Source organism: Paraburkholderia terricola (assembly GCF_003330825.1).
GTDB classification, from domain to species: domain Bacteria; phylum Pseudomonadota; class Gammaproteobacteria; order Burkholderiales; family Burkholderiaceae; genus Paraburkholderia; species Paraburkholderia terricola.
Genome location: NZ_CP024941.1, coordinates 1,871,562 through 1,887,299 on the forward strand (window position 1 = coordinate 1,871,562; position 15,738 = coordinate 1,887,299).

Here is a 15,738-nt window from a genome sequence, read left to right on the forward strand (position 1 = left end):
CGATGTCCGATTCGCCCTCATCCAAAGCGAGCAGCGCGTCCTTGCCCGAGAGCCCGTTCGTCGACCGGCTCGGGGTGCGGTTGTTGTCGGCGGCCGACGGCGTCAGCGAACTCGCGCTGCCGTTGCAGCCGGATCATATGAATACGTGGGACGTCGCGCACGGCGGCGTCACGATGACGCTGGCCGACGTCGCGCTCGCCATGGCCGCGCGCAGCCTGGCCGGCGATGGCGTCGGCGTGGTCACGGTCGAGATGAAGGTCAATTTCATGCAGCCGGGCCGCGGTGAACTGCGCGCCACCGGCCGCGTGCTGCACCGCTCGACCACGATGGCCTATTGCGAAGGCGAGATCCGCGACAGCGAAGGCCACTTCGTCGCCAAGGCGCTCGGCACCTTCAAATACATGCGGCGCCTCGCCGTGGGCCGCGACGTGACGCGGCAGCGTCTGCGCAGCGACCCGTCGGCGAAACCCGGTCCAAGCGACGGCTGACCGGCGGATGCCGGGCGTGCGCGTGCCGGCATCGAGCCCGGCGCTTGCTCGCCGCCGCGCTTGTCCGTCGCGGTCCGTCGCCGGGTCCGTCGCCGGGTCCGTCGCGGGTCGCCGCAAGTCCGCCGCGGTCCGTCGTCTAGCCGTTCCGGGTCCGCGCTTCGGCGGACGCCGTTCGAATCATTCGCCGATCACATCGGCAACTTAGGAGACGATCGTCATGCCACAGATCAACCGTCAATTCGTACTGGCTTCGCGTCCGCAAGGCGCCGTCACGCCCGATAACTTCAAGCTCGTCGAAACGCCGCTCGCTCCGCTCGCCGATGGCGAGATTCGCGTGCGCAATCATTTCCTGTCGCTCGATCCGTACATGCGCGGCCGCATGAACGACAGCAAGTCGTACGCGCCGCCGCAGCCGTTGAACGAAGTGATGATCGGCGGCACGGTGGGCGAGGTGGTGGAATCGAAGAATCCGAAGTTCGCGGTCGGCGACAAGGTCGTCGCGATGTTCGGCTGGCAGGAATACGGCACCTCGAACGGCGAAGGCGTGCAAAAGGTCGACGACACGCACGTGCCGCTGTCCGCGTACCTCGGCCCGGTCGGCATGCCGGGCGTCACCGCGTGGTACGGCCTGAACCGCATCCTCGCGCCGCAAGCGGGGCAGACGGTGGTGGTCAGCGCGGCGAGCGGGGCGGTCGGCAGCGTGGTCGGCCAACTGGCGAAGCTGGCCGGTGCGCGCGCGGTCGGCATCGCGGGCGGCGCGGACAAATGCCGCTACGTGGTCGAGACGCTCGGCTTCGATGCGTGCGTCGACTACAAGGCCGGCAATCTGTATCAGGACCTGAAGGCCGCGACGCCCGGCGGCGTGGATGGCTGCTTCGAGAACGTCGGCGGCGAAGTGCTCGACGCGACGATCGCGCGCATGAACCCGTCCGGCCGCATCGCGCTGTGCGGTTATATCGCGGGCTACGACGGCCAGCCGGTACCGCTCAGGCATCCGTCGCTGATCCTCACGCAGCGGCTGCTGGTGCAAGGCTTCATCGTCACCGAGCATCTGGATGTGTGGCCCGAGGCGCTCAAGCAACTCGGCACGCTGGTCGCGCAGAAGAAGCTGCAATACCGCGAGACCATCGCGCAAGGGCTCGACGCCGCGCCCGAGGCGTTCATCGGTCTGCTGAAGGGCAGGAACTTCGGCAAGCAGTTGGTCAAGCTGATCTGATCGCGGCTCATGCACTGGATGCAAGCACCGCCGATCACACCAGGAGTCTCATGATGTTCGAATTCGCAGGCAAGGTGGCGGTGATCACCGGCGCGGCAAGCGGTTTCGGCCGCGCGTTCGCGCAGAAGGGCGCGGCGCTCGGCATGAAGCTGGTGCTCGCCGACGTGAACCCCGAAGCACTTCGGCAAACCGTCGATGCACTGCATGCCGCCGGCGCGCAGGCGCTCGGCGTGCCGACCGACGTCTCCAGCGCGGCACAGGTCGAAGCGCTTGCGCAAGCTGCGCTCGACGCCTTCGGCAAGGTCCATCTGCTGTTCAATAACGCCGGGGTCGGCTCCGGCGGCTTTGTGTGGGAAAGCTCGCCGAACGACTGGGCCTGGGTGTTCGGCGTCAACGTGATGGGTGTCGCGCACGGCGTGCGGGTCTTCACGCCGATCATGCTCGCGCAGAACGAGCCCGCGCATATCGTCAACACGGCGTCCGTCGCGGGCTTGCTGTCGCCGCCCGCGATGGGCGCCTACAACGCGTCGAAGCACGCTGTCGTGTCGCTGACGGAGACGCTCTATCACGATCTGCAACTGGTGCAAGGGGCGCAAGGGGCGCAAGGGGTGCAGGCGTCGAACGGTCTGGTCGGCTGTTCGCTGCTGTGCCCGGCCTTCGTGCCGACCGGCATCGCCGATGCCGAACGCGCGCGGCCCGCGGAGCTGCGCAACGACAGCCGCCCGACGCGCTCGCAGATCGCCGCCGGCAAGCAACTGCATCGCGCGGTGCAGGCGGGCAAACTGAGCGCGGCCGACGTCGCCGACATCACGTTCGACGCGATCGCCGCGCGGCGTTTCTACATCGTCACGCACCCCGGCATCATGGCGACCGTGAAGCTGCGTCACGAGGACATCGAGCAATTACGCGCTCCCACCGATCCGATGTCGTTGAAGCCGGAAGTGAAGAGCGCGGGCTAGGCGTTCATGGCATCATCGGCGCTCTTTTCAACCCTCGGCGTTCACGCGCCAGTTAACGCACCATGCCGTTGAATCCAACGATCGAGCGGGTGCTCGACATGATCGTGCGCGCGAAGCGCCCGCAACTGCACGAACTGACCGCGCAACAGGCGCGCGCCTCGTATGAGAAAAGCGCGTCGATTCTGGACATCGCGAGCGCGCCGATGTTCTCCGTGGAAGACCTGCACGTGCCGACGCGCGACGGCGCCGCGATTCGCGCGCGTCTCTATCACGCGGACGAGCCGAGCTGGGCCGAGCCCGCGCCGGCGCTGGTGTATTACCACGGCGGCGGCTTCACGATCGGCAGCGTCGATACGCACGACGCGCTGTGCCGGATGTTCGCGCGCGACGGCCGGTGCGCGGTGCTGTCGGTGGATTACCGGCTCGCGCCGGAGCACAAGTTTCCGACCGCCGTCGAGGATGCTTTCGACGCCTTGACGTGGCTGCACGCGCATGCCGCGGAACATGGCGTGGATGCGAAGCGCCTCGCGGTGGGCGGCGATAGCGCGGGCGGCACGCTCGCGACGGTCTGCGCGGTGCTCGCGCGCGACGCCGGCATCGCGCTCGCGCTGCAATTGCTGATCTATCCCGGCGTGACCGGCTATCAGCAAACCGATTCGCACTCGCGCCTCGCCAGCGGCTTTCTGCTGTCGGGCGAGACGATTCAATGGTTCTTCAACCAGTACGTGCGCGACACGAGCGATCGCGACGACTGGCGTTTCGCGCCGCTCGACGGCACGCGCGGCGCGCCCGCTTTCGGCGGCCTCGCGCCGGCCTGGATCGCGACCGCCGAATACGATCCGCTCAGCGATGAAGGCGATGAGTACGCGGAAAAATTGCTGGCGGCGGGCAACCGCGTCACGCTGCGGCGCTACGCGGGCATGATCCACGAGTTCTTCAAGATGGGCGGCTTCGTGCCCGAAGTCGCGCACGCGCATGCGGATGCCGCGGCGGCATTGCGCGGGGCGTTTGGTGACGAGTAATCGTTGCCGCGCCTAAACCGTCTCGTCGGCGCGAATCTCGCGTTCCACGTTGAACGCGAAACTGCGCTCGAAGTCGCCGGGGCGCACGATCCGGTGCGAGCCGTTGTCGTCGCTGCGCTCGGCGACGGCGACGCCGATCACGTCGCCATGCGCGACCACGCGCAACGCGGTGGTGCCGCGCGTGCCGTATTCCGGCGTTTCGATGAACGCCGCCGACAACGCCCGTTCACGTTCGAGCGGAATGCCGGTGGACGGCAATTCGTCGTCGCGGGCAAGGCGCGGATCGCGCATCAGATCGATCAGACGTTCGAGCAGCGGCATCGAGTCGCGGGCGAGCAGCGCGCCCAGTTCGGCGCGCTTGTTGACCAGCTTCGGCCACGGCGTATCGAGCACCGCGTTCGAAATGCCGTGCGTGCCGGGCGCAAGCAAGGTGGGCGCGATGTTCGAGCGGTTGCAATACCAGCCGAGTTCGCGGCGCGTCCAGTCGCCGACCAGCAGATTGAAGCCGTTGTAAATGTCGCCCGTGCGGGCGACGTGGTGCAGATACTCGAGCGGCGTTGCATGGGTCGAGTTGACGGAGCCAGGCGGCGAGCCGTTGAGCCAATCGCTAACCAGCGTGCCGCGCGTGGGCGCGTCGGCGCGCATTTCATGCGGCGCGCGGTAATTGGTCAGCGCGGCGAAACGGCCGTCGCGCGACATGCCGAGCCACGTGCCGCCGCCCAGCAGATCGCGGCCGGCCAGCACGCCTGGCGCATCGCGCCACCAGCCGATCGGCTCAGCCGTGCGGCGAAAGAATTCGTCGCGATTCGCGGCGAGCGTGAGGAGCGGGCCGTCGAGCGCGTCGGGCCGCCAGTCGAAAACGATCAGGCACATCGGGGGGCGTCTCCCGGTGGGGCGATGGCGTCGAAGAGGCCAGAAAAAAGCGGCGCCTGACCGCGCCGCTCACTCTCGTTCCTCTGCTTTAAACCTCGGTTGGCAACCCGTACGGCAGCGCCAGGAACCGCAGCGCGGAGCCCTGGGCCGCGCCCAGATGCACGGAGCCGCTTGCCAGCGCCGCAAGTTTGATCTCGACCAGCAGATCGACTCCGCCGTCCTGCGCCGACGCCGCATTCACGACCATGCCGCACGGCTGGCCCGGATCGTCCGAGTGAAACAGTTCGGCGCCGGCCTGCACCGTTTCCAGTTCGCCGGCCACGTTGGCGAGCGACGTGCGCCGCTTGATCGTGCCGCGATACTGGCTGCGCGCGACCACTTCCTGGCCGGGATAGCAGCCCTTGCGGAAATTCACCGCGCCGAGCACGTCGAAGTTGACCATTTGCGGCACGAACTGCTCGACCACCGGCTGGGTGATGCGCGGTTCGCCCGCGCGAATGTCGAGCCAGTCCCAGACGGCCGGCGACACGCGCTTGAGCTTGTCGTCGAGCGAGGGCAGGTGCGCCTCGACTTCCGCCTTCGGCCCGACCCACAGATAACGCAAGCGGCCGAGCGCGTCCGGCACGCGGATCAGCGAACCGGCGGCGCCGTCCACCTTGACGTGCACGCCGTCGGGCAGCGCGTCGAAGACGCCGGAGAGCGCGCGGCGCACGTCGCCCGCGAGGCCGATCACCGCCAGTTCGCCGCTTGCGTCCACGAGTTTGGCCTTCGCGCGCAGCACGAACATCGACAGCCGTTTCTGCGCCGCGGCCTGCACGTCTTTCGACACCAGCAGGCGGATCGTGTCGCCGCTGCGCCACGTGAGGAACGACGCCAGCAGACGCCCCTTGGCCGAGCAGTAGCCGGCGAGCCGCGCATTGGCGGCATCGAGATGCTGGGTGTCGTTGGTCAACTGGCCGTGCAGGAAGCTCGCCGCGTCGTCGCCGGTGGCGTCGATCACGCCGAACTGCGTGAGCGGCATGTAGGCGCCGTGCTCGACCACGGCCTCGAATTCATCGGACGCCGGGCGCGGCAGCGTGGGAAGTCCGGCGGACGCGGCCGAAGGGGCTGCGGCGGCGGGAGCCGAAGTCGTGCCTGAAGCAGTCGTGCCTGAAGCGCCTGAAGCAGCATTAGCGAGCGGTGTGTTCATGGATTCCCGGAACAGTCAATTCTGACTTTGGCTAAGGCAAACAAGTATTATATGAGGTCCAACCCAGCCATGTTTCGCATGTCCCTCCTGAAGAAATGTCTCGTCGCCGGCTCGATCGTCGTCGTGCTGGCCGGCGCCGCCGTTGCCGGCGGGTATTACTGGGCCAACCGCCCGCTCGAGTTGACCCCCGCGCAGCTCGACGTCACCGTCAAACCGCACAGCAGCCTGCGCAGCGTCACGTTGCAGCTCAATCGCGGCGGCGTGCCGGTCGAGCCCGAACTGTTCATTATTATGACGCGGCTGCTCGGGTTGCAAAGCGCGCTGAAATCGGGCAACTACGAGTTCAAGACGGGTGTGACGCCGTATGAGGTGCTGCAGAAAATCGCGCGCGGCGACGTCAACGAATACGTGGCGACCATTATCGAAGGCTGGACCTTCAAGCGCATGCGCGCCGAGCTGGACGCCAATCCGGCGCTCAGGCACGACACGCTCGGCATGAGCGACGCCGCGCTGATGAACGCGATCAACGCGCCGGAAGCGCCGATCGGCAACGGCGAGGGGCTGTTTTTTCCGGACACGTATCTGTTCGACAAGAACACGAGCGACCTCGACGTGTACCGCCGCGCATACCGGCTGATGCGCCTGCGTCTGGACGAAGCGTGGGTCGCGCGCGCGGCGGACCTGCCGTACAAGACGCCGTACGACGCGCTGACCATGGCCTCGATCATCGAAAAGGAAACCGGCAGGAAGTCCGACCGCCCGATGGTGGCGGCCGTGTTCGCGAACCGGCTGCGCGTGGGCATGCCGCTGCAAACCGATCCGACCGTGATTTACGGCATGGGCGAAAACTACGCCGGCCGCATCAGGAAGAAAGACCTGCAGACTGACACTCCCTACAATACCTACACCCGGATGGGTTTGCCGCCTACGCCCATCTCGTTGCCCGGTGTCGCGTCGCTGCAAGCGGCGATGAACCCGGCGCAAACCACCGCGCTGTACTTCGTGTCGCGCGGCGACGGCAGCAGCATCTTTTCTGACACCCTCGGCGATCACAACAAGGCCGTGGACAAATACATTCGAGGGCAATGATGGCGCGGGGCAAATTCATCACATTCGAGGGCATCGACGGGGCCGGCAAGACCACCCATCTCGGCTGGTTCCGCGAGCGCCTCGAAACGAAGGTCGCGAGCACCGGCCGTTCGGTCGTCATGACGCGCGAGCCGGGCGGCACGCCGCTCGGCGAGCAGATCCGCGAGATTGTGCTGCATCAGAAAATGGACCTCGAAACCGAGGCCTTGCTGATGTTCGCGCTGCGCCGCCAGCATCTGGCCGAGATCATCGAGCCGGCGCTTGCGCGCGGCGACTGGGTGCTGTCGGACCGTTTCACCGACGCGACTTTCGCCTATCAGGGCGGCGGGCGCGGACTGCCGCGCGACAAGCTGGAAACGCTGGAGCGCTGGGTGCAGGGCGGGTTTCAGCCGGACCTGACGGTGCTGTTCGACCTCGCGCCCGAAGTCGCCAGCGAACGGCGCAGCGCGGTGCGCGACCCGGACCGCTTCGAGAGCGAGTCGGTGGCGTTTTTCAACCGCACGCGCGCCGAGTATTTGCGCCGCGCGGAAGAAGCGCCGTCCCGGTTCGCTATCATCGACTCGTCGCAAAGCATCACGCGAATTCAGAAGCAACTCGAAGAACTGATTGCAAGCCTTTGATTTTTAAAAAATATAAGCCGCCATTATAGCGAGCTGCAAAGTTCTTGTGACCTCTCGTGAAATGCCGTCAACTGATTGAATTCAAAGAGAAACGATGATTTATCCGTGGCAAGCCGATGACTGGAACCGCCTGCAGCAGTTGCGCGGCCACTGGCCGCATGCGTTGCTGCTTCATGGGCAGGCCGGCATCGGCAAACTGCGCTTTGCGCAGCATCTCGCGCAGGGCTTGCTATGCGAGTCGCAGCAGGCCAACGGCGAGCCGTGCGGCGCGTGCGTCGCCTGCAACTGGTTCGCGCAAGGCAATCATCCCGACTACCGGATCGTCGTGCCCGAGGCGCTGGCCGCTGAAGCCGGCGCCGGCAACGCCGCCGAGGAAAAAGCCGACAAGGCCGACGCCGACGAGGGCAAGAAGACTCGCGCGCCCAGCAAGGAAATCAAGATCGAGCAGGTTCGCGGTCTGCTGGACTTCGTCGGCGTCGGCTCGCATCGCGGCGGCGCGCGCGTGGTCGTGCTGTATCCGGCCGAAGCGCTGAATATCGCGGCGGCCAACGCGCTCCTGAAAACGCTCGAGGAGCCGCCCGCGGGCGTCATGTTCCTGATGGTGTCGGCGCGCGTCGACCGGCTGCTGCCCACCATCATCAGCCGTTGCCGCCAATGGCCGATGAGCCTGCCGGCGCAGCAAGCGGCAACGCAGTGGCTGACCGCGCAAGGCATCGCCGAGGCGCCCGCGCTGCTGGCTGAAGCCGGCGGCGCGCCGCTCACGGCGCTGGCGCTCGCGAGCGACGAAAACCGCGCGCTGCGCGACTGGACCCTGAAGCAATTGGCCGCCGGTTCGGAGTGCGACGCCTTCGCCTGTGGCGAGGCGTTGCAGAAGCTGCCGGTGCCGCTGGTGCTCGGCTGGCTGCAACGCTGGATGTACGATTTGCTGGCGCAGCGCACCGCCGGCGCGCCGCGTTATTTTCCGCAAGCCTCGGCGGCGCTGACGCGCTGCGCATCGCAGGCCGACGCTGGAGCGTTCGCGCGCTTCATGCGCACGGTGACGCGCCAGCGCGCCGTCGAGAACCATCCGTTGAATGCGCGGCTGGTGTTCGAGGAACTGTTCCTCGGTTATCGCGAGTTGTTCGCTTAGGTTGCTCACTTAGGTTGGTCACTGCCGCGCTCTTTGGCCGGCAGCTCGCACGGCGTTTCCACGCTGTTCCAATTCGATCTCACTCAAAACACCATGAGCCTTGTCTACCGCGATGCGACGCTCGACGATCTGCCCGCGATCGTTGCCATTTACAACTCGACCGTGCCGTCGCGGCAAGTCACCGCCGACCTGGAACCGGTCAGCGTGGCAAGCCGGCATGCGTGGTTCCACGCGCACGGTCCGCAAAAGCGTCCGCTGTGGGTCGTCGACGATCCGCGGCAGCCGGGCCGCGTGATCGGGTGGCTGAGCTTTTCGGACTTTTATGGCCGTCCGGCATACCAGCGCACGGCCGAGGTCAGCATCTATCTCGACGAGTGCGCGCGCGGCAAGGGCCTCGGCAAGCAACTGCTGGCGGCCTCGCTCGCGGTGGCGCCGGCGCTCGGCATCGATACGGTGCTGGGTTTTATCTTCGGCCACAATGAAGCGAGCCTGCGCCTGTTTCGCGGCTTCGGTTTCGACACCTGGGGCTCGCTGCCGCGCGTCGCGGTGCTCGACGGCGTGGAGCGCGATCTGGTGATTCTCGGCAAGCGCCTCGACACGGGGTTTGCCACCTGATTCGCCACCTGATTCGCCGCCTGATTCGCGCCGGCGCATTTTGATCATTAGCTAGCAGGACATCATCCCCATGTTTGTCGACTCGCACTGCCATATCAACTTCGAAGGACTCGCCGACCGCCTGCCGCAGGTGCTCGAGAACATGCGCAGCCATTCGGTCACGCATGCGCTGTGCGTGTCGGTCGATCTGGAAACGCTGCCGTCCGTGCTGGACATCGCCAGCCGGTATGAGAACGTCTACGCGTCGGTCGGCGTGCATCCCGATCACGAGGACATGCGCGAGCCGAGCCTCGCCGAACTGGTCGAGCTGGCCGACCATCCGAAGGTGGTGGCGATCGGCGAGACCGGCCTCGATTACTACCGTCTGGAAGGCCGCACCATCGCCGACATGGAATGGCAGCGCGAGCGTTTTCGCACGCATATCCGCGCGGCGCATGCCACGCAAAAGCCGCTGATCATCCACACGCGTTCGTCGGCGGAAGACACGCTGCGCATCATGGCCGAGGAGCGCGCGGGCGAGCCGGGCGGCGTGATGCATTGCTTCACCGAACCGTGGGCGGTCGCGGAGCAGGCGCTGGCGCAGAATTTTTATATCTCGCTGTCGGGCATCGTCACGTTCAAGAGCGCGACCGACGTGCAGGACGTCGCGCGCCGCGTGCCGCTCGAGCGCTTGCTGATCGAAACCGATTCGCCGTACCTCGCGCCGGTGCCGTATCGCGGCAAGCCGAATGAACCTGCGTACGTCAGTTATGTCGGACGCTTCATCGCGCAACAGCGCGAGATGCCGGATACCGCGCTTGCCGTCGCGACCACGCAGAATTTCTTCCGGCTCTTCAAGATCCCGGCACCCGCCGGGGTTTGAGTCTAAAAATCATAAATATCAAGTGGATAGGAAAGTTTCCTAAAGCAAAATATGAGAACTAATCCGATGTCGAACGCAGCGTTTCCCCTGATTCCCGTCACGCAAACCGCTCCCACCTTGGCGCGGCGCGGTGCGGCCCGCATGGCGCTCGCGGCCACGCTGGCCTGCGCGGCGCTCACTGGGCTCTTTGCCGCGCCGGTTCAGGCCGCGCCGATCGACTCGCTGATCAAGTCGGTCAAATTCGACGACGTCGACGGCGTCAACAAGCTGCTCGCCAAGGGCATGGACCCGAACAGCGTCGACAACCAGGGCTATCCGCTGCTGGTGTTGGCCGCTCGCGAGAAGTCGGACAAGGTGGGCGCCGCCTTGCTCGCGAATCCTAAAACCGATGTCGAGATCCAGGACAAGGCCGGCGAAAACGCGATGATGATGGCCGCGCTGAACGGCGACATCGAGTTCGTCAAACAGTTGATCGCGAAGGATGCCGAAGTCAACAAGAAGGGCTGGGCGCCGCTGCACTACGCAGCCGCGAACGGCCACGACGACGTCGTCAAGCTGCTGCTCGACCATTCGGCCTACGTGGACGCCGGTTCGCCCAACGGCACGACGCCGCTGATGATGGCCGCGCGCGGCGGTCATGTGTCGACGGTGAAACTGCTGCTCGACAATGGCGCGGACCTCACGGTGAAGAACCAGATCGGCCTGACAGCGCTCGATTTCGCGAAGACCTATAAAGAGCCGGACGTCGTCGAAGGACTGACGGCGCGCCTGCAGCAAATGCAACAGAAGTGAAGGGTGCGGCGAGGCGGTGTCCGCGCCGCCGCGCTCCGGCGCGCCGGATTGCATGCCGGCAAGCCGCGAACACCGCGCACGTAAAAGCGCCTGAAGCTAGCCGCTGTTGCCTGCTGCCGCTTCGCAAAACAGTGCAGAATGACGACTTTGGCGCGCCGCGTGGCGCGCCCTCGGGACGCGGCAGCAGACCGCGTGATAAACGACTGGAAAGGAACACCATGCTGCGGGCTTTGATTTTCGCCAGCGCGCTTGCCGCACCGCTATCGGCATTCGCGTTTACGGGAGGCGACCTCAACAAGCTGTGCACCAAGACGGACGTGGCGTCGCGTAGCGCGTGCGCCGCTTATATCGAAGGCGCCGCCGACGGCATCTTCAATACCATCGACGCGATCGGCGGCACCACTGGGCCGCGCGTCGGCCAGTACTTCTGCCTGCCGCAAGACGCGCGCTCGGCGCAACTGACCGACGCGGTGCGCAAGTACATCGCGGAAAATCCAATCGTCGCGGGCTACAACGCCAGCACGGCGATTTCGTTGGGACTCGGCAAGGCGTTTCCTTGCAAGAGCGGAAGCTGATCCGAACGACGGCTGACGCCCCGCACGCCGGGGTTAACGGGCCGCCAGGCGCGGCCCGGGCAATCGAAACATAGACGGCGCGCCGCGTTTATTTCAGGCGTGTCAGTATCATCAGCGGGACGGGGCTTTCGGGCTCGCGCCCGCGTCGCGGGCGCCTTGCCGCCTCTTTCGCCATGCGCGGCGTGCCGCACGCGCCGCGTTCTCGCGTCGCGGTCCGGCGATTCCGTGGTCCGATATTCCAAGTCAGGAGGAACATGCGCTACCTGCCTACTCTCGACGAACTCAGCCGTATCGCCGAAGCGCCGCTGCATACGTGGCTCGGCGCGTTGATCGTCTCGGGCGTCGCGGTGCTGCTGGGCATCGGCATTCATCGGGTCGGCGCGCGCATCGTGACGCGCATCGCGCGGCCTTATCCGCTCACCAGCGTGGTGCTGCGCTACATCGACAAGCCGTCGCTGTTCGTCCTCGTGATCCTCGCGCTGGAGGCGGTGTGGTGGGAAGCGCCCGATACGCTGCGCTTCATCGCACCGTTGCGCGACGCCGCCGCGATGGCGCTGATCGGCGCGCTCACGTGGCTGTCCGTGCGCTCGGCGGCGGCCATCGGCGAGGCGATCATCCAGGCGCATCCGCTCGACACCGCCGACAATCTGCACGCGCGCCGCATCCATACGCAGGCGAGGGTGCTGGCGCGCACGGTGATGCTGGTGATCGTGATCGTCGGGGTGGGCGGCGCGCTGATGACGTTTCCGAATGTCCGGCAGATCGGCGCGAGCCTGCTGGCGTCGGCGGGCGTGGCCGGTCTGGTCGCCGGTATTGCCGCCCGGCCGGTGCTCGGCAATCTGATCGCCGGTTTGCAGATTGCGTTGTCGCAGCCGATCCGTCTGGACGACGTCGTCGTGATCGAGGGCGAGTGGGGGCGCATCGAGGAAATCACCGGTACGTATGTGTCGGTGCGTCTGTGGGATCAGCGGCGGTTGATCGTGCCGCTGCAATGGTTCATCGAAAATCCGTTTTCGAACTGGACGCGCAGCAGTTCGCAGATCATCGGCACCGTATTTCTTTACGTCGATTACCGGATGCCGCTCGCGCCGCTGCGCGAGGAACTCGCGCGCATCGTCGAGAGCGCGCCCGAGTGGGACCGCCGCGTGCAGGTGCTGCAAGTCACCGACGGCACGGAGCGCTCGATGCAATTGCGCGCGCTCGTCAGTTCGCTCGATTCCGGCCTGAACTGGGACCTGCGCTGCCGGGTTCGCGAGGGGCTCCTCGACTTCATTCAGAAGCACTATCCGCAGTACTTGCCGCGCGCGCGTGCCGAAGTGTCGGCGGAGCTCGAAAACGGCAAGGGCGAGCCGCTCGACTGGGTGCCGCGCGGTGCGCGCACGCCGGCCGGCAGCACCGCCGCGCACACCGAAGCCGATCCGGTCGCAAGTCGTGGCAGCCGTCCGGCGGTGCCCGAGCCGTCGCGCAAGGTGAAGGAGAACGCCTAGCGCGGCCGGGCGGCGCGTGCGTGAAACTGCGTGCAACCGATCGGGCACCACGTGGTCGAACCGCCCACTGATTGACGAACCTGACGCGGCATGGCGCGCCTCGCTTCACTCGCTTCGCTTCCTGCCGTCGAAGCGAGGCCGCGCTCAAAGCCGTGCGAACCAAGGAGGACAACCAACATGGGCCGACTGATCGTCGTGTCGAATCGCGTCGCAACGCCGACGGAAACCAAGGGGTCGGCGGGCGGCCTCGCGGTCGGCGTATTCGGCGCGCTGAAGGACGCGGGAGGCGTGTGGTTCGGCTGGAGCGGTGACGTGGTCAGCGAAACCGTCGCCAACGCCGGTCCCACGCTCGAACAGGACGGCGCGGTGACGTTCGCGACCGTCGGCCTCACGCGCAAGGACTACGACCAGTACTACCGCGGCTTTTCGAACGCGACGCTGTGGCCGGTGTTCCACTACCGCAACGACCTCGCGCGCTACGAGCGCGAGGAATACGCGGGCTACCGGCGCGTCAACGCATGGCTTGCGCACAAGCTGATCAAGCTGCTCGAACCGGACGACGTCATCTGGGTTCACGACTACCATCTGATCCCGTTCGCCGAAGCGCTGCGTTCCGAAGGCATCACGAACCGCATCGGTTTCTTCCTGCACATTCCGTTTCCCGCGCCGCAGATCCTGCTCAACATTCCGCCGCACGAAGAGCTGGTGAAGTCGCTGTCGTGCTACGACCTGCTCGGTTTTCAGACCGCGACCGATGAACTCGCCTTTCACGATTACGTGACGCGTCATGCGCGCGGCACGGTCAGCGCGGACGGCCTCGTCGAAGCATTCGGCCGCAAGCTGCGCACGGGCGTCTACCGGATCGGCGTGTTTCCCGACGAAATCGCCGAACAGGCCAAGCGCTACGAAAGCCGCCAGCACGTGCTCGATTTGAAGCAGAGTCTGGAGGGCCGCAAGCTGATCATGAGCGTGGACCGGCTCGATTATTCGAAGGGACTGGTCGAGCGGTTCCGCGCGTTCGAGCATCTGCTGGAGCGCTCGCCCGAGTGGCGCGGCAACGTCACGCTGGTGCAGATCGCGCCGCCCACGCGCTCGGACGTCGCCACCTATCAGAAGATCCGCCAGGACCTGGAGTACGAGGCAGGGCGCATCAACGGGCGCTATTCGGGCCTCGACTACACGCCGATCCGCTATCTGAATCAGCAGTACGACCGCTGGAAACTGATGTCGCTGTTTCGCGAGTCGCAGATCGGCTTCGTCACGCCCTTGCATGACGGCATGAACCTCGTCGCCAAGGAGTATGTGGCCGCGCAGAATCCCGACGACCCCGGCGTGCTGGTGCTGTCGATTTTCGCGGGCGCGGCGGCCGAGTTGAGCGGCGCGCTGCTCGTCAATCCGCACGATGCGATCGGCATGTGCGAAGCCTTGCAGCGCGCGCTGCAAATGCCGCTCGATGCACGTCAGCGGCGTCACGAGATCAACATGGCGGCGCTGCGCAAGAACGATCTCGGCGTGTGGCGCGATACGTTCCTGCGCGATTTACGCAGTGTGCCGGTGCAGACGCCGGGCAAGGGCGGCGGGCATGGATGATGACGCATGGATACGGGGTGCGTGTCGCGGGCACGTCGCGGCTCGCGTTTGACCGAAGGCGGCGCGTATGCTGACGACCCTGGCCATCGCCGGTTACCGGTCGCTGCGCGAATTGATCGTGCCGCTCGGCCGGCTGAACGTGATCACGGGCGCGAACGGCAGCGGCAAGTCGAGCGTGTACCGCTCGCTGCGTCTGCTCGCCGAGACCGCGCGCGGCGGAGTGATCACGTCGCTCGCGCGTGAGGGCGGTTTGCAGTCCACCTTGTGGGCTGGGCCCGAGCGTTTTTCGCGTGCGGTGCTGGATGGGGAATTTGCGGTTGAAGGCACGCGCCGCAAAGAGCCGGTGAGTCTGCGGCTCGGCTTTTCCGGCGACAGTTTCGGTTATGCGATCGACCTGGGGCTGCCGCAGCCCGGAAACAGCCGCTTCCAGCTCGACCCGATCATCAAACGCGAATGCATCTGGAGCGGTCCGGTGCTGCGCCCGGCCGCAATGCTGGTCGATCGGCGCGGCCCCGCGATCCACACGCGCGACGGTCGCGACTGGCAAGCCGTTCCGCAACCCGTCGCCAGCTTCGACAGCATGATGACGGAGTTCTCCGACCCGCGCACCGCGCCGGAGATGATCACGGTTCGCGAACAGATCCGCTCGTGGCGCTTCTACGACCACTTCCGCACCGACGCCGAAGCCGCCGCGCGTCTGCCGCAACTCGGCACGCATACGCCGGTGCTTTCCAACGACGGCGCCGACCTCGCCGCCGCGTTGCAAACCATCCGTGAAATCGGCGACCCGCTCGCGCTCGATGCGGCAATCGACGACGCCTTTCCCGGCTCGCGCCTCGACATCGCGACGCAGGACGGCCGCTTCGAAGTGACGATGCAGCAACACGGCCTGCTGCGACCGTTAAAGGGCGCGGAGCTATCGGACGGCACCTTGCGCTATCTGCTGCTGGTGGCCGCGTTATTGACGCCGCGTCCGCCGGCGCTGCTGGTGTTGAACGAACCGGAGACGAGCTTGCATCCGGATCTGTTGCCGGCGCTCGCGCGCCTGATCGCGCGCGCTTCAACGCATTCGCAGGTGCTGGTGGTGTCGCACGCGGCGCGGCTGATCGCGGCGCTCGAGCGCGAGAACGACAGCCGCTCGATCGTGCTGGAGAAGCACTTCGGCGCGACGCGTATCGCGGACGCGGACGATCGCGATTTACCGGCGTGGAAATGGCCGGCTCGCTAGCAGC

16 protein-coding genes are annotated in these 15,738 nt (G+C 66.2%); 14 read left to right on the top strand and 2 right to left on the bottom strand.

Going from position 1 to position 15,738, the window contains the following annotated elements; genetic code table 11:
• Positions 1 to 2: 2 nt before the first annotated feature.
• The 4 genes from CUJ90_RS08460 to CUJ90_RS08475 all read left to right on the top strand — a co-directional run bounded on the left by CUJ90_RS08460 (position 3) and on the right by CUJ90_RS08475 (position 3,685).
• Positions 3 to 488, top strand: a complete 486-nt coding sequence (locus CUJ90_RS08460) for a PaaI family thioesterase (protein WP_114162413.1) — start codon at positions 3 to 5, stop codon at positions 486 to 488.
• 217 nt (positions 489 to 705) lie between these two features.
• On the top strand, positions 706 to 1,704 hold the full coding sequence (locus CUJ90_RS08465; protein WP_083083700.1) for an NADP-dependent oxidoreductase: 999 nt from the start codon (positions 706 to 708) through the stop codon (positions 1,702 to 1,704).
• A gap of 53 nt (positions 1,705 to 1,757) precedes the next feature.
• Complete coding sequence (locus CUJ90_RS08470; RefSeq protein ID WP_114163485.1) at positions 1,758 to 2,663, top strand: SDR family oxidoreductase; 906 nt, start codon at positions 1,758 to 1,760, stop codon at positions 2,661 to 2,663.
• A gap of 62 nt (positions 2,664 to 2,725) precedes the next feature.
• Entirely contained in the window at positions 2,726 to 3,685 is a 960-nt protein-coding gene (locus tag CUJ90_RS08475) for an alpha/beta hydrolase (RefSeq protein ID WP_114162414.1), read from the top strand.
• A 12-nt stretch (positions 3,686 to 3,697) separates the two neighbouring features.
• Here the strand turns inward: CUJ90_RS08475 and CUJ90_RS08480 are convergent, their stop codons facing one another.
• Positions 3,698 to 4,558 (bottom strand): NRDE family protein, encoded by an 861-nt coding sequence (locus CUJ90_RS08480; protein WP_073426661.1) that lies wholly within the window; start codon positions 4,556 to 4,558, stop codon positions 3,698 to 3,700.
• Positions 4,559 to 4,646: 88 nt separating this feature from the next.
• Positions 4,647 to 5,747, bottom strand: coding sequence for a CAF17-like 4Fe-4S cluster assembly/insertion protein YgfZ (gene ygfZ / locus CUJ90_RS08485; protein WP_114162415.1), 1,101 nt, complete (start codon positions 5,745 to 5,747; stop codon positions 4,647 to 4,649).
• A 78-nt stretch (positions 5,748 to 5,825) separates the two neighbouring features.
• Here ygfZ and mltG point away from each other — a divergent pair, with 78 nt between their 5' ends.
• The 10 genes from mltG (at position 5,826) to CUJ90_RS08535 (ending at position 15,734) form a co-directional block, all read left to right on the top strand.
• Positions 5,826 to 6,836 (top strand): endolytic transglycosylase MltG, encoded by a 1,011-nt coding sequence (gene mltG, locus CUJ90_RS08490; protein ID WP_083084283.1) that lies wholly within the window; start codon positions 5,826 to 5,828, stop codon positions 6,834 to 6,836.
• Entirely contained in the window at positions 6,836 to 7,456 is a 621-nt protein-coding gene (gene tmk, locus CUJ90_RS08495) for a dTMP kinase (protein ID WP_114162416.1), read from the top strand. Before mltG ends, tmk begins: the two co-directional genes overlap by 1 nt.
• A gap of 94 nt (positions 7,457 to 7,550) precedes the next feature.
• A complete protein-coding gene (locus CUJ90_RS08500) occupies positions 7,551 to 8,585 on the top strand; it encodes a DNA polymerase III subunit delta' (protein ID WP_114162417.1) in 1,035 nt (344 codons plus the stop codon).
• A gap of 93 nt (positions 8,586 to 8,678) precedes the next feature.
• Positions 8,679 to 9,200 (top strand): GNAT family N-acetyltransferase, encoded by a 522-nt coding sequence (locus CUJ90_RS08505; RefSeq protein WP_114163486.1) that lies wholly within the window; start codon positions 8,679 to 8,681, stop codon positions 9,198 to 9,200.
• A gap of 70 nt (positions 9,201 to 9,270) precedes the next feature.
• Positions 9,271 to 10,062: a TatD family hydrolase gene (locus CUJ90_RS08510; protein ID WP_083083707.1), complete on the top strand. Its 792-nt coding sequence runs from the start codon at positions 9,271 to 9,273 to the stop codon at positions 10,060 to 10,062.
• A gap of 66 nt (positions 10,063 to 10,128) precedes the next feature.
• Positions 10,129 to 10,854, top strand: a complete 726-nt coding sequence (locus tag CUJ90_RS08515; protein WP_244219997.1) for an ankyrin repeat domain-containing protein — start codon at positions 10,129 to 10,131, stop codon at positions 10,852 to 10,854.
• A gap of 218 nt (positions 10,855 to 11,072) precedes the next feature.
• Entirely contained in the window at positions 11,073 to 11,429 is a 357-nt protein-coding gene (locus tag CUJ90_RS08520) for a Rap1a/Tai family immunity protein (RefSeq protein WP_073426654.1), read from the top strand.
• A gap of 254 nt (positions 11,430 to 11,683) precedes the next feature.
• Positions 11,684 to 12,916 (top strand): mechanosensitive ion channel family protein, encoded by a 1,233-nt coding sequence (locus CUJ90_RS08525; protein ID WP_176035733.1) that lies wholly within the window; start codon positions 11,684 to 11,686, stop codon positions 12,914 to 12,916.
• A 177-nt stretch (positions 12,917 to 13,093) separates the two neighbouring features.
• Positions 13,094 to 14,506, top strand: a complete 1,413-nt coding sequence (gene otsA, locus CUJ90_RS08530) for an alpha,alpha-trehalose-phosphate synthase (UDP-forming) (protein ID WP_083083709.1) — start codon at positions 13,094 to 13,096, stop codon at positions 14,504 to 14,506.
• 67 nt (positions 14,507 to 14,573) lie between these two features.
• On the top strand, positions 14,574 to 15,734 hold the full coding sequence (locus CUJ90_RS08535; RefSeq protein WP_114162419.1) for an AAA family ATPase: 1,161 nt from the start codon (positions 14,574 to 14,576) through the stop codon (positions 15,732 to 15,734).
• The last annotated feature ends 4 nt before the right edge of the window (positions 15,735 to 15,738 follow it).

Bases quoted from the DNA above. Each gene is read 5' to 3' on its own strand.
- mltG (WP_083084283.1), top strand. From the start codon at position 5,826: ATGTCCCTCCTGAAGAAATGTCTCGTCGCCGGCTCGATCGTCGTCGTG.
- CUJ90_RS08475 (WP_114162414.1), top strand. From the start codon at position 2,726: ATGCCGTTGAATCCAACGATCGAGCGGGTGCTCGACATGATCGTGCGC.
- CUJ90_RS08515 (WP_244219997.1), top strand. From the start codon at position 10,129: ATGTCGAACGCAGCGTTTCCCCTGATTCCCGTCACGCAAACCGCTCCC.
- CUJ90_RS08500 (WP_114162417.1), top strand. From the start codon at position 7,551: ATGATTTATCCGTGGCAAGCCGATGACTGGAACCGCCTGCAGCAGTTG.
- CUJ90_RS08470 (WP_114163485.1), top strand. From the start codon at position 1,758: ATGTTCGAATTCGCAGGCAAGGTGGCGGTGATCACCGGCGCGGCAAGC.
- CUJ90_RS08510 (WP_083083707.1), top strand. From the start codon at position 9,271: ATGTTTGTCGACTCGCACTGCCATATCAACTTCGAAGGACTCGCCGAC.
- tmk (WP_114162416.1), top strand. From the start codon at position 6,836: ATGGCGCGGGGCAAATTCATCACATTCGAGGGCATCGACGGGGCCGGC.
- CUJ90_RS08520 (WP_073426654.1), top strand. From the start codon at position 11,073: ATGCTGCGGGCTTTGATTTTCGCCAGCGCGCTTGCCGCACCGCTATCG.
- CUJ90_RS08525 (WP_176035733.1), top strand. From the start codon at position 11,684: ATGCGCTACCTGCCTACTCTCGACGAACTCAGCCGTATCGCCGAAGCG.
- CUJ90_RS08480 (WP_073426661.1), bottom strand. From the start codon at position 4,558: ATGTGCCTGATCGTTTTCGACTGGCGGCCCGACGCGCTCGACGGCCCG.
- otsA (WP_083083709.1), top strand. From the start codon at position 13,094: ATGGGCCGACTGATCGTCGTGTCGAATCGCGTCGCAACGCCGACGGAA.
- CUJ90_RS08505 (WP_114163486.1), top strand. From the start codon at position 8,679: ATGAGCCTTGTCTACCGCGATGCGACGCTCGACGATCTGCCCGCGATC.
- CUJ90_RS08460 (WP_114162413.1), top strand. From the start codon at position 3: ATGTCCGATTCGCCCTCATCCAAAGCGAGCAGCGCGTCCTTGCCCGAG.
- CUJ90_RS08535 (WP_114162419.1), top strand. From the start codon at position 14,574: ATGCTGACGACCCTGGCCATCGCCGGTTACCGGTCGCTGCGCGAATTG.
- ygfZ (WP_114162415.1), bottom strand. From the start codon at position 5,747: ATGAACACACCGCTCGCTAATGCTGCTTCAGGCGCTTCAGGCACGACT.
- CUJ90_RS08465 (WP_083083700.1), top strand. From the start codon at position 706: ATGCCACAGATCAACCGTCAATTCGTACTGGCTTCGCGTCCGCAAGGC.